This window comes from Spirosoma pulveris (assembly GCF_054781875.1).
On the sequence record NZ_BAAGTO010000001.1, the window covers coordinates 1,264,810 to 1,288,934 of the forward strand.

Below are 24,125 nucleotides of genomic sequence, written 5' to 3' on the forward strand. Positions count from 1 at the left end.
TTCTCACAACACACTTTTAAAAGCCTATTGATAACCTACGCATAAAATGTAATACTCAATCAGACCTCTACTCGTATTCAGTATGGAAATCACGGCTTCTCACCCATTGGCATTGCCCGTTGGCGTTACCCTCGACCGGTACATCATGCACCGGCAAACGGCTTTCCCCTACGCCACCGGCGAACTATCGCAGTTACTGCGCGACATTGCATTGGCCGGCAAAATCATTCACCGGGAGGTAAATCGGGCGGGTCTGATTGACCTGACGGGCGGCATGGGCGTTCAGAATGTGCAGGGAGAGAGCCAGCAGAAGCTCGATATGATTGCCAATATCCGCTTTAGCCGGGCCCTGAAAAACGGGGGCGAAGCCTGCGCCATAATTTCGGAGGAAGACGAGGATATCATTTTTACCGGCAACAACAACGGCAAATATGTGGTCGCGATTGACCCGCTGGATGGGTCATCGAACATTGATGTTAACGTGTCGATTGGGACGATTTTTTCTATTTACCGACGAATAACTCCTGTTGGTACTGAGCCTTCCCTGGCCGATTTCTTACAGGGAGGTCGCCGGCAGGTGGCTGCGGGGTATATTCTATACGGTTCATCGACCATCATGGTCTATACAACCGGGCATAGCGCCAATGGATTTACTTACGATGCGTCGCTGGGTGAGTTCATCCTGTCGCACCCTGATATTCACAGTCCCGCCGACGGGCAGACTTACTCCTGCAATGATGGAAATCTGGATAGCTACGAAGCGGGTATTCGGGCGTACCTGACGATCTGTCGGCAGAAACAATTTACCGCCCGGTACATTGGCTCGCTGGTAGCCGACTTCCACCGCAACCTGCTCAAAGGGGGGATTTACCTGTATCCGCCCACCGAAAAGTCGCCGACGGGTAAACTGCGCTTGCTCTACGAGGCTTTCCCGCTGGCGTTTTTGGCCGAAAAAGCAGGTTGCCTGGCCACATCGGGACACCAGGCCATTCTGGATATTAAACCCACGAGTCTGCACCAGCGCACCCCTTTGTTCATAGGAGCGCCACGTATGGTCGAAAGCTTAATGGGGTATCTCGATTAGTCCAACTTCCTGAACCAATAAAATCTTTTAGGAATTACTGCCTGTCTTACCTGAAATTCGTATGCCTCACCCCTCCAAACTCATTGCCTGCCTGTTGCTGGTGGCGCTTTGTTCGTTTACGCACCCGCCCGCTGCCATCACCGTTTACCTGATTGGCGACTCGACCATGTCGATCAAACAGGTGAAGGCCTATCCCGAAACAGGCTGGGGCATGCCGTTTGCCAATTTTTTCGATGAAAGCGTTACGGTAGACAACCGGGCGCAGAACGGCCGCAGCACCCGCACCTTCATTGAGGAGAACCGATGGCAGTCGGTAGTTGATAACCTGAAAGAAGGTGATTTTGTGTTCATTCAGTTCGGCCATAATGACGAGGTAAAAAGTAAGAAGAGTTATACGACGGAAGATGAATTTCAGAAGAATCTGAATCGGTTCATTAGCGAAAGCCGGGCAAAAAAAGCGACTCCTGTGCTGCTGACACCCGTTGCCCGTCGGCAGTTCGACCCCGCCGGAAAGATTGAGGATACGCACACCGTCTATGCCGAACTCACCCGCTCCGTTGCCCGTAGTGCCGGGACGCCACTGATCGACATGAGCAAACAGAGCATGGACCTATTACAGGCCTTTGGCCCCGAAACATCGCGATTGCTGTTTCTTCAGCTGGCACCGGGAGAACACCCCAATTACCCCGATGGCAAGGAAGACAATACCCATTTTAATGAACTCGGCGCCCGAAAAATGGCGGAATTGGTGCTGGCAAACATCAAATCCCTGCAACTCGATCTGGCAAATCGAATTGTGAAACCTCAGGCTAAGTAGCCTTTGGCTTATCAGCATCAACCTTGTTGTTTTAGCAGCGTGGCCGGATCGCCGGTTATGCTCAAAAAATTAGTCTCTATGACAAAAGCCGTCCTTTTCTTTTTCCTGACCCACTTACTATGGGCGACTCCCCTACTCGCTCAGCCAGTCAACGGCCTGACGGGTGTTCGGGACACGTCGTTTGCCGTTTGGAGCACCCATCAGAAATTAAAAGGGCAATACCCGGCTATTCAGATCGTAAAGCCGCTACTGCCGCCGGGTGTCAAAGCGGCCCAGAACATTGCCTATTGCCAGCGAAACGGACGCTCGCTGCACCTCGACGCTTTTTATCCGGCTCAAACCGCCCGTAATAAACGGCGTCCGGCAGTGCTGCTGATTCACGGTGGCGGCTGGCGTTCCGGCGACCGTTCGCAGCAGGTGCCAATGGCGCAGTACCTGGCAGCCCATGGCTACGTGGCCGTAACAGCCGAGTACCGGCTATCGACAGAAGCGCTTTATCCGGCGGCCGTTCATGACCTGAAAGCGGCTATCCGGTGGCTGCATGCTCATGCCAGGGAGTACACCATCGACACCACCCGACTGGCCGTGCTGGGGTGTTCGGCAGGTGGACAGCTGGCAGCCCTGCTGGGTGCCACTAATGGCGTATTGGCGCTGGAGGGCAGCGGCTGCGCGGATGGGCATTCGAGTACAGTACAGGCGGTAGTCGATGTAGATGGCGTGCTGGCTTTCGACCATCCCGAATCAGCGGAAGGAAACGACAGTAAATCCATCTCGGCCGCTACGTACTGGTTTGGCGGCCCCAAAGCCCAGACGATTGATTTGTGGCATGAAGCGTCGGCACTGACGTATGCCCGTCAGCAAACCGTACCGATTCTGTTTCTCAACAGCTCGGCAGAACGCATGCATGCCGGACGGGACGACCTGCGGAAGGAACTGGACAGCCGGGGTATCTACTCTGAAGAACATACGTTTGCCGATGCTCCTCACCCATTCTGGCTGTTTCATCCCTGGTTTGAGCCAACCATGACGTACACAATCGGCTTCCTCGATAAAGTGTTCAAAAACTAGATTAGGTTCGTGCATCTACGGCCCCAACCTCAGGAATGATCGCCTTCTCCGACAAATAGATTCTAAAAAAGTGATAAGTAGGTTTCTAAAAAAACCATATTTATAGCTGTTAAGGGGCTTTAACTGCTTTTCTTACAGGAACGTCAGTGCCACGTTCTATCTCCCTGCTACAACCTGATGATTCATTACACACATCCCAATAGAATACTTGTTGCGTTAGACTGTATTATTTTCGGCTATGATGGCGAAGAACTCAAGCTCCTGCTCATCAAACGAAACTTTGATCCGGAGCGGGGTAAGTGGTCATTAATGGGTGGTTTTTTGAAAGAAGAGGAAGACCTCGAAGCAGCCGCCCAGCGCATTCTGTACGATCTGACAGGGCTTACGAACACGTATCTGGAGCAGTTGCAGACATTTGGGGCTGTAAACCGTGACCCCGTCGAGCGAACGATCTCGGTCGTTTATTATGCGCTGGTCAACATTCAGGATCAGGACGTGAATGCGATCCGGGCTCACAATGCCTACTGGATTGGCCTGAATGAGAAGCCAACCCTTATTTTCGACCACAACGCCATGGTCGAACAGGCGCTCAACCGGCTCCGGTACAAAGCGGCTCTGCACGCTATTGGCTTTGAACTTATGCCGGAGAAATTCACGATTCCCCAACTTCAACGCGTTTACGAAGCCATTTACACCAAGCAACTCGACCGTCGGAACTTCAGTCGCAAGATCCTGTCCACCGACCTGCTGATTGGAACGGGAGAAAAAGATACAACCTCCGTGACCAAGAAGGGGCAACTCTATCGGTTAAACGTTGAAAAATACCAGCAGTATCTCACAGATTACGTTAGCTTTTTCCCGGAGTTAACCCTGGCTTAGTAGACTACCATCCTTTGTCACTTTGTCCTATTTGTAAATAACCCATCTCAATAGCTTTAGAAAAATAGCATGTTCCCTCATGAAATTAGCTAATATTGTAGTAGTATTGTGTCAAACATACACTATTCCTAAAATAGCCTTTCTCATGAAGGAGCTGCCCACCGATTTATTCCTTCGGCAGTTCGATAAACTTCTATTATGACGAATTCTTATGTTATTGGCGTCGACTTCGGTACTGACTCGGTCAGGGCGCTGGTTGTCAATGCCCAAACCGGCGAAACTGCCGGTACCCACGTTCATGAATACGCTCGCTGGAAACAGGGTCTTTATTGCAATCCTGCCACGTCGCAGTTCCGGCAGCACCCGCTCGATTACCTCGAAGGACTGGAAGCAACCATAACCGGTGCACTGGCCGGTGTGTCGGAAGCGGTTCGAAATGGGGTTGTGGGCATCTCGATCGACACTACGGGTTCTACACCCGGTCCGGTCGACGAAACGGGGTTACCCCTCGCCCTGCGACCCGATTTTGCCGAAAACCCCAACGGGATGTTTATCTTGTGGAAAGACCATACGGCCAATTCAGAAGCGGAAGAGATCAACAACCTGGCCCATCATTGGGATACCGATTACACGAAGTATGTAGGCGGCATTTACTCTTCCGAGTGGTTCTGGGCCAAGATGCTCCGTACCCTGCGCGTCGATGAAGCCGTTCGGGAACACGCCTTCTCCTGGATTGAACACTGCGACTGGATGTCGGCGGTCCTTACCGGGAACACCAACCCGCTAACCCTGCGTCGGTCGCGCTGTGCAGCTGGCCACAAAGCACTCTGGCATAGCGAGTTCGACGGCTTACCCTCCACCGAATTCCTGACGAAACTCGATCCATTGCTGGGCGACATGCGCGAGCGTCTGTTCAGCGATACGTTCACTTCCGATCTGCCCATGGGTAATCTGTCGGCAGAATGGGCGGGCAAATTAGGCCTGTCAACGAATGTTGTTGTTGGGGTTGGCGCCTTCGATGCGCATATGGGAGCCATTGGGGCCGAGATTGAGCCGTACGCTTTCGTCCGGATCATTGGCACATCGACCTGCGACATTCTGATGGCCCCGAACGAAGAGATTGGCCACCGGCTGATCCGTGGCATCTGCGGGCAGGTGGATGGGTCCGTCGCGCCGGGGATGCTTGGCCTGGAAGCAGGTCAATCGGCCTTTGGCGATGTATATGCCTGGTTTTCCCGTCTGATCACCGGTCCTGTCCGCGACCTGCTGGGCAACGAAGCTGCCGACGCCCTGTCGAAGCAGTTGATTCCCCATCTGTCGACACAGGCCGCTAAACTGCCCGTTACGGAAAACGACATTGTAGCCCTCGACTGGATCAACGGACGCCGGACGCCCGACGCCAACCACACGCTTAAAGCCGCTATTTCGGGGTTAAATCTGGGTACGGATGCCCCGCTCGTTTTCAAAGCACTGGTTGAAGCAACCGCGTTCGGATCGCGGAGCATCGTGGAGCGGTTCATCGAAGAAGGTGTTCCCATTAAGAAGGTGATTGCCATTGGCGGGGTCGCCAAAAAGTCACCTTTTGTGATGCAAACCCTCGCCGATGTCCTGAACAAGCCCATTCAGGTAGCCAGCGCCGACCAGGCCTGCGCTTTGGGTGCGGCCATGTGCGCATCCGTTGCGGCTGGTGTTCACCCAACTATGGAAGCCGCCCAGAAAGCCATGGGTTCGGGTTTCGACGCTGAATACCACCCGCGCCCCGAACAGGTTGCTACCTACGATGTGCTGTATCAGAAGTATCTGAAACTAGGTGAATTTGTAGAGAATAAGTGAATTTTTGTAGAACGGAGTGGTACTCCGTTCAGCCGTGCAAGCGGCTAATTAGTAGCTAAATAGGTAGCCTGACGGCGGAACGGAGTACCACTCCGTTCTACAAAAGATAAGAACATAATGCTCGATCTGAAACAATTTGAAGTCTGGTTCGTCACGGGAAGCCAGCATTTATACGGCGAAGAAACCCTTCGTCAGGTAGCCGAACATTCGCAGGTTATTGCCCAGTCGTTCAACCAGTCGCCAACCATTCCGGTGCGGGTGGTATACAAGCCGGTCGTTAAAACGCCGGATGAAATTTATGCCATTTGTCAGGAGGCCAACGTAGCCCCCAACTGTGTGGGCATCATTACCTGGATGCACACGTTTTCGCCTGCTAAAATGTGGATTCGGGGATTATCGGTGCTGAAAAAGCCCCTGCTCCATCTGCATACCCAGTTTAACCGCGATATTCCCTGGAGTTCCATCGACATGGACTTCATGAACCTCAACCAGTCGGCTCACGGCGATCGGGAATTCGGGTTTATTATGTCGAGAATGCGGCTGAATCGTAAAATCGTTGTTGGCTATTGGGAGCAGGAAGACGTTCTGGCCAAAATTGCCGACTGGAGCCGGGTTTCGGTAGCGGCTTACGAGCTGAAAACGATGAAAGTTGTACGCTTCGGCGATAACATGCGGCAGGTAGCCGTAACCGACGGCGATAAAGTAGCAGCTGAGATCACCTTCGGCATGTCCGTTAATTCGCATGGCATCGGCGATCTGGTATCCGTTATCAACCAGATATCCGATGCAGAGATTGACCAGCTGGTAACCGAATACGCGGACAGCTACACGCTCATGGACTCGCTGCTGCGCGGGGGCGCTCAGCACAGCTCGCTTCGGGATGCCGCTAAAATTGAGCTGGGCCTGCGGGCCTTTCTGAAAGACGGCAACTTCACCGCCTTTACGGATACCTTCGAAGACCTGCATGGCATGGCCCAGCTGCCGGGTATTGCCGCCCAGCGACTGATGGCCGATGGCTATGGCTTTGCGGGCGAAGGCGACTGGAAAACGGCAGCCATGGTGCGTACCATGAAAGTGATGGCCTCCGGCCTGGCAGGCGGCAACTCGTTCATGGAAGATTACACCTACCATTTCGATCCGTCGAACCCGCTGGTGCTGGGTTCACACATGCTCGAAATCTGCCCGTCCATTGCCGCTGATAAACCAACCTGCGAGATCCATCCGCTGGGCATTGGCGGCAAAGCCGACCCGGTTCGGCTGGTGTTCAATGCGCCCGCCGGTCCGGCCCTCAACGTGTCGCTGATTGACATGGGCAACCGTTTCCGGATTCTGGTCAATGAAGTCGAGGCTATTGACGTACCGGAAGCGCTGCCCAAGCTCCCCGTTGCGCGGGCCATCTGGAAACCCATGCCCGACATGCAAACGGGTTGTGCCGCCTGGATTCTGGCGGGAGGAGCGCACCATACCGTGTACAGCCAGAACCTGACCACGGATCATATTGAAGATTTCGCCGACATCTTCGGCGTTGAGCTGGTTGTCATTGATCGCAACACCAACCTCCGGCAGTTGAAAAACGAGCTTCGTTGGAGCGAAGTGTATTATAAATAAAGCGCATGAAAAAACAAATCCTTACTCTTTCCTTTGCCTGCCTGACCCTCCTGGCCTCGGCGCAGACTAAAGTGGCCATCAACGCCGGAGACGGTAAAACGGTCATTAGCAAACATATTTATGGACACTTCGCCGAGCACCTGGGCAGAAGTATCTATGACGGCTTTTATGTTGGCGACAACAACACCAAAATTCCCAATAAAAATGGGGTTCGGCTGGACGTTGTCAGCGCGCTGAAGAAGCTGAAAATCCCGAATCTGCGCTGGCCGGGTGGCTGCTTTGCGGATACTTACCATTGGAAAGACGGCATCGGCCCGAAAGCCAAACGCCCTAAAATCGTGAACACCTGGTGGGGCGGTGTTACGGAAGACAACAGCTTCGGAACCCACGATTTCCTGAATATGTGCGAACTGCTGGGCACCGAGCCCTATCTGGCCGGGAACGTGGGCAGTGGCACCGTGCAGGAACTGTCGGACTGGGTCCAGTACGTCAATTTCGAGAAGAACAGCCCCATGGCGAACTTACGCCAGCAGAACGGTCGTCAGGCTCCCTGGAACGTGAAGTACTGGGGTGTAGCCAACGAAGCCTGGGGTTGTGGCGGCAACATGAAACCGGATTATTACGCCAACCTGTATCGCCAGTACAGCACCTTCATGAACAACAAGGTGGGCGATGGCAAGATTTTCCGGATTGCATCGGGAGCCAGTGATAATGATTACACCTGGACCGAAACGCTGATGAAAAACATCCCATCCACTATGATGGAAGGATTGGCTATGCACCATTACTCGGTGCTGTCGTGGGGCGAAGGCAAGAAAAGTTCGGCGACGCAGTTTACGGACGAGGAGTATTTCAAAACGATGCAGCAGGCCCTGTTGATGGACGAGTTGATCGAGAAGCATTCGGCCGTGATGGACAAGTACGATCCGGAGAAGAAGGTAGCCCTCATTGTCGATGAGTGGGGCGGCTGGTACAACGTAGAGCCAGGCACCAATCCGGGATTCCTGTATCAGCAAAACACCATGCGCGATGCCGTACTGGCCGGGTCTACGCTCAACATTTTCCACAAACATGCGGAACGTGTGCGTATGGCCAATCTGGCGCAGGCCATCAACGTATTACAGGCAGTCATTCTGACCAAAGGGGACAAAATTCTGCTGACTCCAACGTATCACGTGCTGGAAATGTATAACGTCCACCAGGATGCCACGCTGCTGCCGGTGAGTGTTAAGTCGGAGGATTTCGCGTTTGGGAAAGATAAGCTGCCCGCCGTGTCGGTGTCGGCCTCTCGTGATAAAGCGGGAAAGGTTCACATCTCGCTCGTCAACATCGACCCAACGAAGGCACAGGAAATTTCGGTCGACCTAAACGGCATCAAGGCATCCGGGCTTACAGGCCGTATCCTGACCTCGGCCAACGTACGCGACCATAATACGTTCGAGAATTTAACCAAAATAAAGCCGGTCGCTTTTAACGGGGCAAAAATCAGCAACGACAACCTTACAGTAACGTTGCCCCCGGTATCGGTGGTGGTGCTGGAACTATAGTAAGTGAAAGAGTGAAAGGCGAAAGAGTGAATGAGCAAAAATTTGCCATCTTCTTTCACTTTTTCACTCTTTCGCCCTTTCACTCTTTCGCTCTTTAACCATGTATACATCCCTAAAAGAAGAATGTTACGAGGCCAATATGCAGCTTCCCAAACTTGGGCTGGTGCTGTTTACGTTCGGGAACGTTAGCGCGGTTGACCGGGAGCGGGCCGTGTTTGCCATAAAGCCCAGCGGGGTGCCTTACGACACCTTGACAGCTGACGACATCGTGATTTGTGATTATGATGGTCGTGTAGTTGACGGGCAGCTGCGTCCATCGTCGGACACAAAAACCCACGCGCTGCTCTATAAAACATGGAATACCATTGGTGGTATTGCTCATACGCACAGCACGCATGCCGTGGCCTGGGCGCAGGCGGGTATGGATATTCCGATCTTCGGAACCACGCACGCCGACCATACCCACCAGGATATTCCCTGTGCCCCAGCCTTGACCGACGAAATGATCCAGGGCGATTACGAACATGAAACGGGTCACCAGATCTTCAACTGCTTCGCCGAAAAGGGGCTGGTCAATACCGAAATGGAAATGGTTCTCCTGCAAAATCACGGGCCGTTCACCTGGGGCAAATCGGCGGAGAAAGCGGTTTACAACTCCGCTGTACTGGAAGAACTAGCCCGAATGGCCTATCTAACCTTACAGATAAACCCCAATACCCCCCGTATCAAAGACACGCTCCGGTTGAAACATTACGAGCGCAAACACGGCAAAAACGCCTACTACGGCCAGGGCTGCTAACCCCGTGTAGGGTATGAATAGGCCCCGTCATTCTTTTCAAATTGAGTTCACGTGAAGGCGAGACAAATAAAACTTTGTGTAGCTCTTTATTCTTTGTGAATCGCTGTGACACAACATGACCAAACCCCTTAATTCTCAATAGTTCATGAAGTTTTTGCCCCAACTCCTATCGCTGGCTCTGTTAACAAGTTGCTTAACTATGACCTCCTGTTCATCCAAAAAAGAAAACGAATCCGACGACCAGAAGCCGGGTATCGAAAAAACGACCTACGGACAACTTCCCGATGGCCAAACGGCTGATCTGTATACCCTGCGCAACGCAGCCGGTATGACGGCCCAGATTACCAACTACGGCGGCATTATCGTGAGCCTGAAAACGCCCGATAAAGACGGCAAGTTTGAGGATGTTACCCTTGGGCAAGACTCGCTGTCGAGTTACGTAAAGAATAATCCCTACTTCGGCGCGCTGATTGGGCGATATGGTAACCGGATTGCCAAAGGAAAATTTACCCTTGATGGCAAGACCTACAACCTGTTCATCAATAACATGGGCAACCACCTGCATGGTGGTAAAGTCGGTTTCGATAAAGTATTGTGGACTGCCACCCCGGTCGAAGGCGACGAACCGGCTCTTAAACTGGCGTACACCGCCAAAGATGGTGAGGAAGGGTATCCCGGCAACCTGTCTGTAGAAGTGACGTACACGCTGCAAAAAGACAATGCGCTCAAGATCGACTATAAAGCCACAACCGATAAGCCAACGGTAGTCAACCTGACCAATCACACGTATTTCAACCTGACGGGTGGTGCCAAGCGCGACATTCTGGACCATGTGGTAACGCTCAATGCCGACAAGCTGATCGCCGTAGACCAGACGCTGATTCCGACCGGCGAACTGAAGCCGGTAGCGGGCACGCCGTTCGATTTTCTCAAGCCAACGGTTGTTGGAACACGCATCAATGATTCGACGGATACCCAAATTAAATACGGTGGCGGCTATGACCACGGCTGGGTGCTGAACGGTTCGGGCGATTCGTTGAAACTGGCGGCCACTGTTTACGAGCCTACGTCAGGCCGGGTCATGGAAGTACGCACGACGGAGCCCGCCATCCAGTTTTATACAGGTAATTTTCTGGATGGCAGCGTTACCGGCCGGGAAGGCTTCCCGTACAAAAAACGGTATGCGCTCTGCCTGGAGACCGAACATTATCCCGATTCGCCGAACCATCCGTCGTTTCCAACGACCGTGCTGAAACCCGGCGAAACCTATAAAACAACGACCATCTATCAGTTCTCGACAAAGAAGTAGTCGAGGAAGAACGGATTTTAACCACAGAGGCACAAAGAGCACAGAGGAGTCAGCAAGAAAATCTCTGTGTCCTTTGTGCCTCTGTGGCTAAAACCCTAACAGTATTCTCCCCTTTTCACCTCTGGTTGTGTCGACGATCTTGTTGGCATGACCTTTTTCATTTCGTTTATGGCCGAACAACACCTCGCAGACCGTGCTAAAATGCCCCAGGCGCACAACCCCGTTCTTGAACGCAGAACCGTCGAAAACGCCAATCGGAATCTGCTAAAGTATTTAAGGCCGGGGCTGTCTGTTCTCGACGTAGGCTGTGGCTCGGGAGCTATTACCCGCAGCATTGCCGAGAAAACCGGAGCGAATGGGAGTGTGCTGGGAATTGATCCAAATCCAAACCTGATCGCACTGGCAAAACAACAGGCCGGAGATACGCCCGCCCTTGACTTCCAGCAGGCCGATGCGTACGCGTTTGACACCCCGGAGCGGTTCGATCTGGTTACCTGCGCCCGAACCCTCCAATGGCTCACTCAGCCTGAGCTGGCACTTCGCAACATGAAGCGTTTCGTGAAGCCCGGCGGGCATTTAGCCATTCTGGACTTTAATCATGAGAAGATTTCCTGGACACCCGAGCCCCCTAAGGCGATGCGAACCTTTTACGACGCCTTTCTGAAATGGCGGCAGGACGCCGGATTCGACAACGCCATTGCCGATAACCTGAAGACACTGATGCACTTCGTCGGCTTTGACTGGGTACAGGTTGAAGAGCAATTCGAAGTAACCGAAAAAAATGACCCGAAATTTAGCGTAGCCAGCCGGTTATGGGCCGAAGTTGCCGAACTGCGTGGCCCCCAGTTAGTTCAGGATGGCTACATTACCGAAGAGCAACGGCTGACAGCCATTCGCGAGTATGATACCTGGATTGCCACCGTTGGGGAGTCCATGACCGTGTATTTATTAGCCGTTGAAGGCCAGCAACCCATATAAGTTAATGGTGTACCGTGTGGTGTCGGTTTTGAAAAGCCGACACCACACGGTACACCATTAAATAGAAATTACCCGATCGCGCGAGATGGTGCGCCACTCGCCCGAAAGGACACCGTTTTCAATTGTGTAAGCCCGTTCGTATAGGGCCACCGTAGGACAAATATGGTTAGGCAGTCCATAAAGTACATCCCCTACTTTGTAGGCATGACCTTCACCCGCTTCCACCACCAGATGCTCCTCGCTCTGGCCGATGGCCTCCAGTTCGGGAGCGTTCAGAAACATGATCCGCTGACTTAATTCCCCCTCGGCAGCAATGGATTTGTGGCCGACATCAAGACATATTTTCGTAGCATCGGGCAATGATATAACCCGTGTTACGACCAGCCCCGCTGGTAAAAAAGGCTGCTCAGCCAGCGCCGTTTGGTAGCCTTTATCCCAGTAGATAAACGTACCGGGGCTGCACTCAACGTCAGGTCGTTTGGCGTGGATGGGAAACGTTGGGCTCCCCCCCACAACAAGAATGGGTCTACCCAGTCCACGGGCCGAAATCGTATCGCTCAGCAGTTTGACGGGCCAGAAAGCTGCATCGCACTGAGCCGTCCGGACGGCCAGATCCGGGTCGCGGAGGTGACCGTCGTAGGCATGAAGGCCCATTGGCTGGATACCGGGCAACGCTGATAGTTCGGTATAAAGCGCCAATACGGCTTCGCCGGGCGAAATACCCGTGCGGTTCATGCCTACATTTAAATCGACATAAACGGGCACGACTACTCCGGCCGCCACGGCCAGTTCAGAAAGTTGACGGGCGGTGTTGAGGTTATCGACCAGACACGAAAATTTCGTTTCAGGATACGCGTTTATGAGACTCAGCAGCCGGTGCATTTTGGCTTCGTTAGGCTGGTAAGCCAGCAGCACATCGGGCGCGCCAACAGATGCCAGCATTTCGGCCTCGGCAATGGTAGCACACTTAAACTTGCGAATACCGGCATCCATCAGCAACTGCGAAGCCTCCCGCGACTTACTGGTTTTAACGTGCGGGCGCAACCGATCAACGCGGTCAACCGACCGGACCAGCAGGGCGATATTCTGTTTCACCCGTTCCGGATAAACTACCAGCGCGGGTGTATCGAGCCGGGCAATATCGGCAATCGAATACCAGGGCGTTTGCTCCATCAGACCAGTTCGAACAGGGCTTCTATTTCAACCGGAATATTATCGGGAAGCGAGCCCATACCCACTGCCGACCGCACGCCAATGCCGTTATCAGCCCCCCAGATGGTGGCAAATAGTTCGCTACAGCCATTAATAACGTACGGATGACGACCAAAATCGGGAGCACAGTTAACCATACCGAGCACTTTAATGACCCGTTTTACCCGATCAAGGCTGCCCAGGTTGGTACGGATGGTCGATAAAATAGTTAGCCCTACCTGCCGGGCGGCCAGTTTACCCTGCTCGATATCCATGTCAACCCCAATACGGCCAATGATCAGGCTTTTATCATCCCGAACCGGACCATGTCCGGATATATACAGGTATTTACCGTCAATCAGATAGGGCTTGTACACGCCAAGTGGTTGTGGTGCCGGAGGCAATGTAAGGCCGGTATCAGCAAAGTTTTTTTCGGGCGAAGGGCTGTCAGCTTGCATCATTGAGTGAATTATTAGACGAATAATTAAGTAGGTGTGCAAACTTAATTGAATACCGGGTTATTTTACCAGAAGCGGTTAATAGTTCGGATAGAATGTCAGGCTTTCTGTAAGCTGTCTCGTAACAAACTACGGCCTATTTGGATTAAGCATTTAAGAGTCGGACTTTGCTGTTTATGTACCGACCTTTGCAAAAACTCAACACCAGTGTATACCCGTTCATGAAACCCATACATACATCCACACTTATTCTCGTCACTGCCTTTCTCTGGATTGCTGCCATCGTTCCCCAGCGCCCAACGCTGTACCTGATCGGCGATTCGACCGTCAAAAACTCAAACGATAAAGGCGAAGGGGGCATGTGGGGCTGGGGCCATTTTATCGACGCCTATTTTGATACGACCCGCATTAATGTCGAGAATCAGGCCATTGGAGGCCGGAGTAGCCGCACATTCCTGACCGAGGGGCGCTGGGAGAAAGTCCGGGCAGCCCTGAAACCCGGCGATTTTGTGATGATGCAGTTTGGCCATAACGATGCAGGCGCTGTCAATGACACCCTTCGGGCACGAGGAACCCTGAAAGGTATTGGCGAAGAAACTGAAGAAATTGACAACCTGATCACCAAAAAACACGAAGTTGTGCACAGTTACGGCTGGTACCTGCGCAAATACGTGGCCGAAACAAAAGCGCGTGGGGCTACTCCCATTGTCCTTTCACTGGTGCCCCGGAATGGCTGGAGAGACGGCAAAGTGATGCGGGGGTCTGACAATTACGGCAAGTGGGCGTCCGATGTAGCGAAAGCCGAGGCCGACGGCAGGATAAAAACATACTTCATTGACCTGAACGAATTGGTTGCCCGTAAATACGACGTCGTTGGCGATTCGGCCCTGCTGCAGGCCACGTATTTTGTGAAAGATAATGTCCATACGAATGCCGCCGGGGCGAAACTGAATGCGGCCGCCGTTATAGACGGCCTTAAACAGTTGAAATCATGCCCGCTCAACCAGTATGTAAAACCGTAAACTGACTGGTAACCGTCGTCCGTTTTTTAGTTGACCATTCCGCGAATTCCGGCGGCAGGCACGCGTTCTTCACGTGCGAATGCCGCTATCCCGAAACAAAGCGGACACATAGAAGTTGGAGATTTACTACCTGCACACGACTATGCCTACACTAGACTCCGATAACCCAACTCCCCTGGCCGAGTTAGTTTCGTACTTTTTTACTCGCCGGGAAGCAATCCTGAACAACTGGCGCATCGCCTGCGAACAGGATACTTTTTTAGGAAAAGTATCCACCTTGAGTCGTGATGAATTCAATAACCTGATTCCCATCGTTCTGGGTATTCTTGAAAAACGATTGCTCAATAAATCGGAAGATGTCAACCCGACCATTGTTGCGACGTCACACGGATTACACCGCTGGCAAAAGTCGCACGCGTTGTTGGAAACGATTCGGGAGTTAAACCACTTTTCACAGACACTTTATAATGAGCTGGAGACATTTCGCGGTCTATTTCCGAAAACAGACGCTGGCTTTCTGCTCCGGGTTCACCGACTGATTGCTCAGTTCATGAGTGAAACCATTGATGGCAGTGTTGAAAAATATGATGAGTTGCAACGACTGGAAGCGGCCAACCGTGCCTCTTCTCTTCAAAAGGCCATTGACCAGATGACAGAGCTGTCTCGCACGCGGGGTACTATGCTGCGTACCACGTCGCATGACTTGCGGGGTAGTTTTGGGATCATCAATAGTGCCGCCTATCTTCTTAAAATGGATGGCCTGAGTCAGGAAGAACGCGAACAGTATCTGGATATGCTGAACCGCAACCTGACAACGGTGCAGGCTATGCTGGGAAACCTGACGGATTTATCGCGACTGGAAGCCGGAGAGGACGTGTTGCAGATTCAAACGGTTGACGTTGTTCAATTGCTGAACCAACTGATCACAGCTGTCCAGCCGATGGCCAGCGAGCGTGGTCTGGTCCTGTCTGCCGATGGACCGGCATCAATAGACGTGCAAACCGATCCGGAAAAGCTTGAGCAAATTGCGTATCATCTGCTTCAGAACGCCATTCAATACACACCTTCCGGGTTCATATCCGTATCCTGGACAATGGAGAATGACTTTCGCTGGATTTTTAGTGTTCAGGATTCCGGACCGGGTATAACCGGTAATTTGACCAGCCTGTTAACCAAACAGCTTAAACCAAATGTAGAAACGGTCAGCGTAATGTCGCCGGAGCAGAGTGACCCCGTTTCGGTTGTTCCGAATGATGAGCATACCATACCGGAAGGGCCGGTTCTGGCGCAGAAGGCCGCTGGTTCAACTCATCGGGAGGGCGTCAGTCTGCAAATAGTGAAGCGATTGTGCGAACTGCTGGATGCCAATCTGGAAATGGAAACTGAAGAAGGACGTGGTACGTTATTCCGCATCCGTTTTCCCATTCAGTACGACAACTAAAGCGGAAGGCTCACCGTCTGCCACCAGTATTGCCGTAAAGCCTGAAAATAAGCGAGCCACTGCTGAAAACTGCCGGGCTTAACGATATAGGAGGTCGCTCCCTGGTCGTAAGATACCTGTATATCTTCGGCCAGACTGGAGTTACTTAGAACAGTTACGGGAATAAGCCGATAAGGTGAGTTACTTCCTTTCAGAAGCTGTAATAGCTGCAAGCCTTCATCCCGAACCGGAAAGTACAAATCCAGTAAGATCAATCGGGGTAGACTTTCCTTGGCCTCCTGGCAGTTTTTGAGTTGAGCTATGGCCTCTTCCCGGGTATTCGCAGTCAGTAAATGAGCATCGGGCATACACTCCTGTAGTACGGTTTCGATCAATACACAGTGGTCAGGGCTGTCATCGATTAACAAAATTTTATTTCCCCTGTGCGGACGTCCCATTTGGGCTTTCGTTCCTTCGTTCATTCTGACTGCTACTAAGATATAGGCTTTGTAGATAGATAATGAGCTAACTGTTACATAAAGCAGGTAGTTACTTAAGGTGTTTTCTTATAAATAACTATTCGGGCTTAAATCTGGCAAAACTACCTTAACATACCAAATATTGTTGGTTATATATTGCCCGGATAATGTTGACTGATGGCTTCAGATACGAATACACGACTGTATTTTAGCCGAAAATGATTGGTCGCTGCCGCAACACCCGTCTATTTTACCAATCAGTCCTCAGCGTTACGTATAGGTCTACGGTATCGTACTTACGCTTAATAAAGTAATGCTGATTATTCGGCGATAACCAAGTAGAAAAAAGCCCCGGGCGTATTCATATTACGATTATGTCAACATGTTAATGAGTTATAAGCGACCGTTTGCCCTCATCCAACCGATGCACTATTATTTACTGCTGTTTCTTATTGGTTGTCTGACCACCGGGGCCACAGGACAAACGCTAAAGCCCGATAGTTCTTTTCGGCAACTGGCCCGCAACCAGGCTGTACTTGCCTACGAACAGGACCTGCGTGAACAGGCGCATGTGTATGAGGGCAATGAGTACATTGCCCACGACCACCGCATTAAAATTCATCCTTTCTTCGGCGTCGACAGTATTCTGTCCTGTACGATTGTGTATCGGGGTGCCCAGTACTCAGGTATAAAGATGCTTTACGACATTGTGCGTGACCAGTTGGCCATTCAGCCACCGGGTGGCGGCTTTCGACTCCGGCCACGCAACGACTACGTAGCGTCCTTTATCATGGGCCGGCATCAGTTCATACGCATTGTAGGCGACAGCGCAGCCGGCGTCCCCACGGGTTTTTACGAAGTCCTGCACAATGGCCGCGTCAAAGCACTGGCCCGTCGGATTAAAGTGGTTCACGAAGACATTTCGAGTGGAAAATACCAGGCTGACTACCTGGTGAAAGACCGTTTTTTTATTCTGAAAGAGGGCGTCTATTACGAGGTAAAATCCAAACGATCACTGCTTCAGGTGTTTCCTGAACAGGCCAAAACACTCCGCAAATTCATGCGTTCGAAGGGGCTCAAATTCAATGAAGAGAAACGAGAAGAAGCCATTTCACAGGTAACAAACCGGTATGAAGACCTACTGCAGTAACTATGATTCAACTTTACCGGACCACACTCCTTTACATCGGCTTGCTTTGCTTACTGACACCGTCATTTGGTCAGACTCCCACCGACAAACCCATTAGTGGCGACTTTTCGAATAGCCGCTTTACGCAGTTTGTTCAGCAAGTTGAAGCGCAGTCGCCCTATCGATTCTTTTATGACCCCACCGATGCCGATAGTATCCGTATGGATATGCGCGTTGATAAACAGCCGCTCCGGTTAGTACTTCAGCAACTGTTCAACGGCACTAAATATGCGTTCTCCATCGACAACCGGCAGCGGGTTTATATTACCACAACCCGGCCCATCCGTACCGAACTGCCCATTGGTTTCTTCACACGCGGAGGGACAGGTACCGAAGTCGATTCAACCCTGGCGGGTTACCTCACCGAGAGCCAGAAGAAACAGGTGGAACCGGAAACAAAGGTGTACGAAATTGGTAAACCCACCACACCTATCCGGCCGGGGCGGGCTACGCTGGCGGGTTACGTTCGTAATGCATCGTCGGGCGAGCCCATCGTAGGCGCGGCAGTCTACCTCGAAAATCCGCGTATCGGGACCATATCCGACCAGTTTGGCTATTATTCCATTACCCTGCCGCGTGGCAAACACGACCTGAAACTGCGGAGCATTGGTCTGAAAGATACCCGACGCCGGATTATTCTGTACGCAGATGGCAAATTCGATATTGAGATGGAAGACGACGTCATTGCGCTCAAAGAGGTCATTATCGAGGCCGAAAAAGACAAGAATATTTCGGGCCTTCAGATGGGTCAGGAACGGGTCGATATCAAAAGCATCAAGCAAGTTCCTACCGCACTGGGCGAAGCCGATCTGCTTCGGGTTATCCAAACGCTGCCGGGCGTTAAAACCGTTGGCGAAAGCTCTACGGGACTCAACGTTCGCGGGGGCGCTACGGATCAGAACCTGATTCTGTACAACGACGCCACCATCTATAATTCTTCACACCTATTCGGTTTCTTCTCGGCGTTTAACCCGGATATGATCAAAAGCGCCGAACTCTATAAAAGCGCCATTCCTTCGCGCTTTGGCGGTCGGTTATCGTCGGTTCTGGATGTGCAGACGCGGGATGGCAACAAAAAGAAGTTTGTCGGCTCGGGTGGAATTGGCCTGCTCACCGGTCGCCTGACGCTGGAAGGCCCGATCTTCAAAGACAAAACGTCGTTTATTGCGGGTGTTCGTTCGTCGTATTCCGACTGGCTGCTTCGGCAGCTTCAGAATGCCTCGTTTCAGAAAAGTCAGGCGCAGTTCTACGACATCAACCTGCACATCACCCATGAGGCCAACGAAAAGAACACCTTTTACCTCACCGGCTACCTGAGCCGCGACCAGTTCAAGCTTAACAGCGATACGTCGTACCGGTATCAGAACCAGACCGCAACGCTGAAATGGAAGCACGTTTTCAACAACAAGCTGTACAGCGTTTTCACGGGTAGTTACAGCGGCTACAAGTACGATGTAGCGAGCGATAAAAATCCGGTGAACGCCTACCAGCTCGACTTTTCGATCAGGCAATCGCAGCTAAAAGCCGATTTCAATTACTACCCGACCAACCAGCATGCCGTGGATTTCGGCATCAGCAGTACCCACTACCGGATCTCGCCCGGCAATTTTCAGCCTAAAGGCCGTGAATCGCTGATTCTGCCCGATGTTGTGCCAACAGAACAGGCGCTGGAGAGTGCGGTGTATATCGGCGACCGATTTGATATCAATCCCCGGCTATCGATCAGTGGCGGGTTACGGTATTCGGTATACTCCTATCTGGGGCCGAATTCAATCTATCAATATGCACCGGGTTTACCGAAGTCCATAAATACCATTATCGACACACTTGCCTACGGCAACAATAAATCCATTGCTACGTACCAGGGACCGGAATACCGGCTGGCCATTCGCTATGCGCTCTCGAATACTGCTTCGGTAAAAGCCAGTTTCAACCGGACCCGGCAATACATTCAGATGCTTTCCAACACGACGGTCATCTCCCCTACCGACATCTGGAAACTCAGCGACCCGAACATCAAACCGCAGGTGGGTGATCAGTACGCGGTGGGCATCTACAAGAACAACCGGAACAACACCATCGAGTTTTCGGCAGAGGCCTATTACAAGACCATGCAAAACCTGCTCGACTACCGGGGTGGAGCTTCATTAATCCTTAACCACCATATTGAAACCGATGTCGTGCGGGCAGAGGGCATGGCTTACGGGGTTGAATTTCTGGTCAAAAAAATGACGGGCAAACTGAACGGCTGGATAAGCTACACCTACGCCCGAACCCTCCTGCGAACCAACGGGCTGAGCAGCAGCGAGACGATCAACCAGGGCAATTTCTACCCGAGCAGTTACGACAAGCCGCATGATTTCACGATGATCAGCAATTACAAGATTAACCGCCGGTTTAGCCTGTCGTTGAATTTCACTTACAGCACAGGCCGCCCTATTACGCTGCCGGTGGGCAAATACACCCTCGACAATGCCGCCCGCCTGCTATACTCTGAGCGCAACCAGTACCGGATTCCGGATTATTACCGTGCTGATTTTGCCATGAATATTGAAGGCAACCACAAGGTAAAGAAGCTGGCGCATAGTTCCTGGACGGTGTCGGTCTATAATCTTCTGGGTCGGCACAACGCCTACTCGGTCTATTTCAAATCGGAGAATGGGCGGATCAATGGGTACCAACTGTCCATTTTTGGCAACCCGATCCCATCAATTACGTATAACTTCAGATTTTAAAAGTGAGTCACAGAGATGCACAGAGGAAAACGAATATGCACAGAGATGGTTTTTATAAATTTTTCTCTGTGCATCTCCCTGTGTCTTGGTTCATCCGCTTCGGCGGTCCCATCTGTGGCTTGACTCGTGTATTATGAAAAATACAGCGATAAAAATAGTATCCTGGTTTTTGGTCCTGCTTGTTGGCGGGTGCGTTGATCCGTACCGCCCACCCGAAGTGGCGACACCCAACAGTTACCTGGTCGTGAATGGTTTCTTCGACAGCACACCGGGTGCCCCAACGACCATCCGTCTGTCGAGAACGCAAAATCTGGCCGACACTAAAGCGCCCACTGTCGAAACCAAAGCAGTTGTAACGATCGAGAGTCAGAACAAAGCCATTTACACCCTCGCCGAAGGCGCTGCGGGTACGTATGTGCTGGCGGGCGTTACACCCAGAACTGGCGAAAACTACAGGCTGCATATCCGCACAGCGAAAGGAGTCGAGTATTTTTCAGCCTATGTGCCTGTTATTCAGACCCCGCCCATCGACAGCGTTAGCTGGCGGAAGGAAAATAATGGCGTGCAGATCAATGTAAACGCCCACGACCCAACGAACAATACCCGGTATTACCGCTGGGAATTCGATGAGACCTGGGAGTATTACTCGGCCTACACATCCACCTACGAGTTGATCAACAACCAGCTTGTCAGCCGTGCTGTACAGGTCGATCAGTGCTGGAGCAGCGCAAGCTCAACCAATATCATGACCACCTCAACTGCCCGCTTGAGCCAGGACGTGGTGAGCCAGTTCCCATTAACGTTTATTCCCGGCAGTTCGATAAAGCTGGGCGTCAAGTACAGCATCCTGGTCCGGCAGATCGCACTGAGCCAGACGGGCTTCGACTACTACGACCAGCTCGCCAAAATAACGCAGAACATCGGCTCCATTTTTGACCCGCAACCTTCGCAGATCACCGGCAATTTGTATTGCGCCACCAACAGCAATGAACTGGTACTGGGATTTTTCCGGGTAGGCTCGATCGCAACGAAACGAATCTTTATCAACCGGACGCAAGTCCCGGATTTTCGGGCCATTACGGGTTACGAAGGCTGTAGGACGGATACCCTTACCCTGGCTGAAATCCGAAAGGATCAACCGGCGGTCATCACCATGTACGACATGACGCGCTACCTGACCACTTCTATCAACTGTGTGGATTGCCGCCTGCGGGGTGGTGTTATCAAAAGACCTGACTTCTGGTAATAAGCCCCTGCACCAAACGCCCTCCCCTATGCCTATTTATATGCCCCGCGTTCTCTTCACCCTGCTTCTCCTCGTTCCGGTGCTGGCCTGGGGGCAGTCTCTGCCATCGGGCAATGGGCCTGTGCAGTCGTTTGATCGGTACCGCCAGCAAGCACTTCAGGAAAAGCTGTTCGTTCATACCGATCAGGCGTTTTACCTCACCGGCGAAACCATGTGGTTTAAAATCTATTACGTCGATGGCGTCCGTCACCAGCCGCTCGATGTAAGTAAGGTCACCTATGTCGAATTGCTGGACAAGGAAAAAAAATCGGTGCTGCAAACTAAAGTAGCCCTCCATCCTGACGGCGGCAACGGCAGCCTGTTTCTACCCTCCTCATTGAATTCGGGCAATTACCTGCTTCGGGCTTATACAAGCTGGATGAAGAACTTCAGCGCGGAGTTTTACTTTGAAAAGACGCTTACGGTTGTTAATCCCTTTAAGCCGCTGGGCCTGCCACTGCTGCGGGAACCGACCGATTATGACGTTCAGCTTTTCCCAGAGGGTGGCAATCTGGTGCAGGGACTTCCCGGCAAGGTAGCGTTTAAAGTAGCCGACGCATCGGGCCGTGGAGTGGCCGTTCAAGGCTGGCTGGTTTCGGAGAAAAACGATACCCTGGTCCGATTCAAATCCCATAAATTCGGGATCGGCACGTTTACCCTGACGCCAAATGACAAGACATACAGAGTCGTTTTCCGCGATAAACAGGGCCGCACCGTATCCCGGCCGCTTCCTGCTGCGTATGCTCAGGGCTACACCATGCAACTCGACGAGGGCAACGGCAATCAGCTATCCCTGACGGTTCGCACCAACGTGCCGGGGGCATCGTCTGTGTTGCTGTTCGCCCACACCCGAAACGACATAAAGGTGGCCGAATCCCGACCTGTTCAACGCGAAGCAACCTTCTCGATTGACAAAAAAATACTGGGTGAGGGCATCTCTCACCTGACCGTGTTCAATGCTGAAGGCAAACCCGTTTGTGAGCGGTTGTACTTCAAACGGCCCACGCAGCCGCTGGCGATCGCCCTCAAACCGGACCAACCCACCTATGCTTCCCGAACAAAAGTAACGTTGGACGCAGCAGTGTCTGCTGCGGCTCAGGGCCATCAGGCAGGTTTGTCGATGGCGGTGTACCGGGTCGATTCCCTGGCCGAAACCAGTTCCGGTAACCTACTCAGTTACTTGTGGATGACCTCCGATCTACAGGGCCGGGTCGAATCGCCCGACTACTACCTGCAAGCCGGTAACGAGGATGTGACTCAGGCCACGGACAACCTGATGCTCACGCATGGCTGGCGTCGGTTTAGGTGGGAGGATGTCCTCAGCAGCGCTGTTGCGGGGAAGAATTCACTCAAACGCCCGTTCACTGCCGAACATAACGGACTACTCATTCAGGGCACTGTAATCGACAGCCTGACCGGAAAGCCGGTACCGAGTGTGATCACCTACCTGTCATCAGTCGGGAAACCCGTTCGGCTGTACGTCTCGCGGAGTGACTCAGCGGGCAGGATTCGCTTTGAGATGCAGGATTTTTACGGTGCCCGCACTATCATCGTTCAGACCAATCCGAAGGACAGTATTTATAAAGTAGCCATAGCTAATCCATTTTCCGGCACGCTTTCGACCACCCGCTTACCCGCGCTGTCTGTTGCCGAGTCGCAAGCCGATCAACTCCTCAACCGCAGTGTAGCCATGCAGGTACAGGCTACGTACTGGGGAGACCGGGCTATTCAATACCAATACCCAGTGGTCGATAGCTCGGCGTTTTACGGCAAGCCCGGCGAATCGTACCTGCTGGATGTCTATACCCGTTTCCCGCGTATGGAGGAGGTTTTGCGGGAATATATTCTGGGCGTGATGCCCCGAAAAAAGCAGGGACATTTCCGGCTTTACGTACCGAACGAGCCCTACCGGACTATTTTTGAAGATCCTTCGCTGGTTATGCTGGATGGCGTACCCCTTTTTGACATGGACAAAATCATTGAGTTCAGTCCGTTGAAAGTGAAGCAGATCGATGTCGTCACCAACCAGTTTTTTATTGGCCCGGCTCTGTTCCCCGGCGTAATCAGTTTCATGACCTACAAGGGTGATCTGGCGGGTTATCCGCTCGATGCCCGTCTGCTGAAGCTGGATTACGACGGCCTGCAAGTACAACGGGAGTTCTATTCGCCCCACTACGACACAGCCCGGCAGCTAAGCAGCCGACTGCCCGATGGCCGGACGCTTCTTTACTGGAATCCAAACCTGAAAATTGATGGGCAGGGCAAGGGCCGTGCCGAATTTTACACGTCCGACCAGACCGGCACCTATGTTGTTGAGGTGAATGGGTTAACCACCGATGGACAGGCAGGCAGCCAGCGGACGCTCTTTGAGGTAAAAAATAGTCCGAAGTAGGTGCGTACAGTATGGGTATATTGAGCCAGATT

At 52.2% G+C, this 24,125-nt stretch carries 19 protein-coding genes; 16 read left to right on the top strand and 3 right to left on the bottom strand.

The features are described from left to right. The first annotated feature begins 82 nt into the window (after nucleotides 1-82). The 10 genes from fbp to ACYVJM_RS05215 all read left to right on the top strand — a co-directional run bounded on the left by fbp (nucleotide 83) and on the right by ACYVJM_RS05215 (nucleotide 11,922). Entirely contained in the window at nucleotides 83-1,084 is a 1,002-nt protein-coding gene (gene fbp, locus ACYVJM_RS05170; protein WP_461147128.1) for a class 1 fructose-bisphosphatase, read from the top strand. A gap of 61 nt (nucleotides 1,085-1,145) precedes the next feature. Next, the gene (locus ACYVJM_RS05175; RefSeq protein WP_461147129.1) at nucleotides 1,146-1,901 is read left to right on the top strand and encodes a rhamnogalacturonan acetylesterase; all 756 of its coding nucleotides are present in this window, start codon (nucleotides 1,146-1,148) and stop codon (nucleotides 1,899-1,901) included. 78 nt (nucleotides 1,902-1,979) lie between these two features. Next, nucleotides 1,980-2,969, top strand: coding sequence for an alpha/beta hydrolase fold domain-containing protein (locus tag ACYVJM_RS05180; RefSeq protein ID WP_461147130.1), 990 nt, complete (start codon nucleotides 1,980-1,982; stop codon nucleotides 2,967-2,969). 177 nt (nucleotides 2,970-3,146) lie between these two features. Beyond that, the gene (locus ACYVJM_RS05185) at nucleotides 3,147-3,848 is read left to right on the top strand and encodes an NUDIX hydrolase (RefSeq protein WP_461147131.1); all 702 of its coding nucleotides are present in this window, start codon (nucleotides 3,147-3,149) and stop codon (nucleotides 3,846-3,848) included. Between the two features lie 198 nt (nucleotides 3,849-4,046). After that, nucleotides 4,047-5,681 carry a ribulokinase gene (locus ACYVJM_RS05190; RefSeq protein WP_461147132.1) on the top strand — a complete coding sequence of 545 codons (1,635 nt, stop codon included), beginning with the start codon at nucleotides 4,047-4,049 and terminating at the stop codon, nucleotides 5,679-5,681. A 117-nt stretch (nucleotides 5,682-5,798) separates the two neighbouring features. Beyond that, complete coding sequence (araA, locus tag ACYVJM_RS05195; RefSeq protein ID WP_461147133.1) at nucleotides 5,799-7,289, top strand: L-arabinose isomerase; 1,491 nt, start codon at nucleotides 5,799-5,801, stop codon at nucleotides 7,287-7,289. A 5-nt stretch (nucleotides 7,290-7,294) separates the two neighbouring features. Further along, nucleotides 7,295-8,836, top strand: coding sequence for an alpha-N-arabinofuranosidase (locus ACYVJM_RS05200; protein WP_461147134.1), 1,542 nt, complete (start codon nucleotides 7,295-7,297; stop codon nucleotides 8,834-8,836). Between the two features lie 100 nt (nucleotides 8,837-8,936). Continuing rightward, entirely contained in the window at nucleotides 8,937-9,635 is a 699-nt protein-coding gene (locus ACYVJM_RS05205) for an L-ribulose-5-phosphate 4-epimerase (protein ID WP_461147135.1), read from the top strand. A gap of 145 nt (nucleotides 9,636-9,780) precedes the next feature. Beyond that, complete coding sequence (locus ACYVJM_RS05210) at nucleotides 9,781-10,944, top strand: aldose epimerase family protein (protein ID WP_461147136.1); 1,164 nt, start codon at nucleotides 9,781-9,783, stop codon at nucleotides 10,942-10,944. A gap of 147 nt (nucleotides 10,945-11,091) precedes the next feature. Continuing rightward, entirely contained in the window at nucleotides 11,092-11,922 is an 831-nt protein-coding gene (locus tag ACYVJM_RS05215) for a class I SAM-dependent methyltransferase (protein ID WP_461147137.1), read from the top strand. Nucleotides 11,923-11,979: 57 nt separating this feature from the next. Here the strand turns inward: ACYVJM_RS05215 and ACYVJM_RS05220 are convergent, their stop codons facing one another. Both ACYVJM_RS05220 and ACYVJM_RS05225 read right to left on the bottom strand, forming a co-directional pair. Beyond that, entirely contained in the window at nucleotides 11,980-13,095 is a 1,116-nt protein-coding gene (locus ACYVJM_RS05220) for a D-TA family PLP-dependent enzyme (protein ID WP_461147138.1), read from the bottom strand. After that, nucleotides 13,095-13,571, bottom strand: a complete 477-nt coding sequence (locus ACYVJM_RS05225) for a RidA family protein (protein ID WP_461147735.1) — start codon at nucleotides 13,569-13,571, stop codon at nucleotides 13,095-13,097. Before ACYVJM_RS05225 ends, ACYVJM_RS05220 begins: the two co-directional genes overlap by 1 nt. 221 nt (nucleotides 13,572-13,792) lie before the next feature. Here ACYVJM_RS05225 and ACYVJM_RS05230 point away from each other — a divergent pair, with 221 nt between their 5' ends. Together ACYVJM_RS05230 and ACYVJM_RS05235 are read left to right on the top strand one after the other, a co-directional pair. After that, nucleotides 13,793-14,593 (top strand): rhamnogalacturonan acetylesterase, encoded by an 801-nt coding sequence (locus ACYVJM_RS05230; protein ID WP_461147139.1) that lies wholly within the window; start codon nucleotides 13,793-13,795, stop codon nucleotides 14,591-14,593. A 142-nt stretch (nucleotides 14,594-14,735) separates the two neighbouring features. Then, the gene (locus ACYVJM_RS05235) at nucleotides 14,736-16,034 is read left to right on the top strand and encodes a sensor histidine kinase (RefSeq protein WP_461147140.1); all 1,299 of its coding nucleotides are present in this window, start codon (nucleotides 14,736-14,738) and stop codon (nucleotides 16,032-16,034) included. On the opposite strand, the gene ACYVJM_RS05240 is transcribed toward ACYVJM_RS05235, so the two are convergent. Continuing rightward, a complete protein-coding gene (locus tag ACYVJM_RS05240; protein ID WP_461147141.1) occupies nucleotides 16,031-16,495 on the bottom strand; it encodes a response regulator in 465 nt (154 codons plus the stop codon). The genes ACYVJM_RS05235 and ACYVJM_RS05240 overlap by 4 nt on opposite strands. 421 nt (nucleotides 16,496-16,916) lie before the next feature. On the opposite strand from ACYVJM_RS05240, the gene ACYVJM_RS05245 reads away from it, so the two are divergent. The 4 genes from ACYVJM_RS05245 (at nucleotide 16,917) to ACYVJM_RS05260 (ending at nucleotide 24,093) form a co-directional block, all read left to right on the top strand. Beyond that, nucleotides 16,917-17,642 carry a hypothetical protein gene (locus ACYVJM_RS05245; protein WP_461147142.1) on the top strand — a complete coding sequence of 242 codons (726 nt, stop codon included), beginning with the start codon at nucleotides 16,917-16,919 and terminating at the stop codon, nucleotides 17,640-17,642. 2 nt (nucleotides 17,643-17,644) lie between these two features. Then, nucleotides 17,645-20,416 (top strand): TonB-dependent receptor, encoded by a 2,772-nt coding sequence (locus ACYVJM_RS05250; RefSeq protein WP_461147143.1) that lies wholly within the window; start codon nucleotides 17,645-17,647, stop codon nucleotides 20,414-20,416. A gap of 133 nt (nucleotides 20,417-20,549) precedes the next feature. Then, a complete protein-coding gene (locus ACYVJM_RS05255) occupies nucleotides 20,550-21,662 on the top strand; it encodes a DUF4249 domain-containing protein (RefSeq protein ID WP_461147144.1) in 1,113 nt (370 codons plus the stop codon). Between the two features lie 28 nt (nucleotides 21,663-21,690). Next, on the top strand, nucleotides 21,691-24,093 hold the full coding sequence (locus tag ACYVJM_RS05260; RefSeq protein ID WP_461147145.1) for a hypothetical protein: 2,403 nt from the start codon (nucleotides 21,691-21,693) through the stop codon (nucleotides 24,091-24,093). Nucleotides 24,094-24,125 lie beyond the last annotated feature (32 nt).

Bases quoted from the DNA above. Each gene is read 5' to 3' on its own strand.
- fbp (WP_461147128.1), top strand. From the start codon at position 83: ATGGAAATCACGGCTTCTCACCCATTGGCATTGCCCGTTGGCGTTACC.
- ACYVJM_RS05175 (WP_461147129.1), top strand. From the start codon at position 1,146: ATGCCTCACCCCTCCAAACTCATTGCCTGCCTGTTGCTGGTGGCGCTT.
- ACYVJM_RS05180 (WP_461147130.1), top strand. From the start codon at position 1,980: ATGACAAAAGCCGTCCTTTTCTTTTTCCTGACCCACTTACTATGGGCG.
- ACYVJM_RS05185 (WP_461147131.1), top strand. From the start codon at position 3,147: ATGATTCATTACACACATCCCAATAGAATACTTGTTGCGTTAGACTGT.
- ACYVJM_RS05190 (WP_461147132.1), top strand. From the start codon at position 4,047: ATGACGAATTCTTATGTTATTGGCGTCGACTTCGGTACTGACTCGGTC.
- araA (WP_461147133.1), top strand. From the start codon at position 5,799: ATGCTCGATCTGAAACAATTTGAAGTCTGGTTCGTCACGGGAAGCCAG.
- ACYVJM_RS05200 (WP_461147134.1), top strand. From the start codon at position 7,295: ATGAAAAAACAAATCCTTACTCTTTCCTTTGCCTGCCTGACCCTCCTG.
- ACYVJM_RS05205 (WP_461147135.1), top strand. From the start codon at position 8,937: ATGTATACATCCCTAAAAGAAGAATGTTACGAGGCCAATATGCAGCTT.
- ACYVJM_RS05210 (WP_461147136.1), top strand. From the start codon at position 9,781: ATGAAGTTTTTGCCCCAACTCCTATCGCTGGCTCTGTTAACAAGTTGC.
- ACYVJM_RS05215 (WP_461147137.1), top strand. From the start codon at position 11,092: ATGACCTTTTTCATTTCGTTTATGGCCGAACAACACCTCGCAGACCGT.
- ACYVJM_RS05220 (WP_461147138.1), bottom strand. From the start codon at position 13,095: ATGGAGCAAACGCCCTGGTATTCGATTGCCGATATTGCCCGGCTCGAT.
- ACYVJM_RS05225 (WP_461147735.1), bottom strand. From the start codon at position 13,571: ATGCAAGCTGACAGCCCTTCGCCCGAAAAAAACTTTGCTGATACCGGC.
- ACYVJM_RS05230 (WP_461147139.1), top strand. From the start codon at position 13,793: ATGAAACCCATACATACATCCACACTTATTCTCGTCACTGCCTTTCTC.
- ACYVJM_RS05235 (WP_461147140.1), top strand. From the start codon at position 14,736: ATGCCTACACTAGACTCCGATAACCCAACTCCCCTGGCCGAGTTAGTT.
- ACYVJM_RS05240 (WP_461147141.1), bottom strand. From the start codon at position 16,495: ATGAACGAAGGAACGAAAGCCCAAATGGGACGTCCGCACAGGGGAAAT.
- ACYVJM_RS05245 (WP_461147142.1), top strand. From the start codon at position 16,917: ATGCACTATTATTTACTGCTGTTTCTTATTGGTTGTCTGACCACCGGG.
- ACYVJM_RS05250 (WP_461147143.1), top strand. From the start codon at position 17,645: ATGATTCAACTTTACCGGACCACACTCCTTTACATCGGCTTGCTTTGC.
- ACYVJM_RS05255 (WP_461147144.1), top strand. From the start codon at position 20,550: ATGAAAAATACAGCGATAAAAATAGTATCCTGGTTTTTGGTCCTGCTT.
- ACYVJM_RS05260 (WP_461147145.1), top strand. From the start codon at position 21,691: ATGCCTATTTATATGCCCCGCGTTCTCTTCACCCTGCTTCTCCTCGTT.